Origin of the sequence: Butyricicoccus sp. AF18-9LB, assembly GCF_027684505.1 — a bacterium.
GTDB classification, from domain to species: Bacteria; Bacillota; Clostridia; order Oscillospirales; family Butyricicoccaceae; genus Agathobaculum; species Agathobaculum butyriciproducens.
This window is the reverse complement of sequence record NZ_JAQCWA010000009.1, coordinates 109,976-110,432: the sequence shown is the minus strand read 5'-3', so window position 1 is coordinate 110,432 and position 457 is coordinate 109,976. Positions and strand designations below refer to the sequence as shown.

The 457-nt window shown below is 49.5% G+C and carries 1 protein-coding gene; it reads right to left on the bottom strand.

Translation table 11 applies throughout. From position 1 onward, the window contains the following. Positions 1 to 94 precede the first annotated feature (94 nt). Positions 95 to 457: hypothetical protein (locus PGY33_RS07745; protein WP_270478018.1), on the bottom strand; the 363-nt coding region annotated here is incomplete at its 5' end.

Here is a 457-nt window from a genome sequence, read left to right as displayed (position 1 = left end):
GACCGCTATGACGGCGGTATGCTCGTCTGCATTGGCGTTCAATGCGGCACTGAAGAACAGTACAGCACGCACTCAACTTGCCGGAAGTTCGTATTTACAGAGTAATTACGATAAATTGCTTTCTACCGTTGGAAACAGCACTTATTTCAGCCAGAAGTTCGACAATATTGATTCTGGAGCTAAACGCGCTATTTCCGGCGGCAATACCGATACTACCGCGACCGCAAATGAATCTGTATTCTTGTGCAAGAAAATCGGTGCATGGAGCAACGGAAATTCCGTTACCGGTACCGTTGCACATCTTCAGACGAAAACTACGGCAGGCAGTATCAGCACGAGAGCCGGTGGCGGTCAAAGCACCGACGACTACACTACTGGCGGCGTACAAGCTAAATATATCTGCATTGGCGGCTGCACATTTACCGAGAACGGCGACGCTTACTGCTGCGGTATTTTC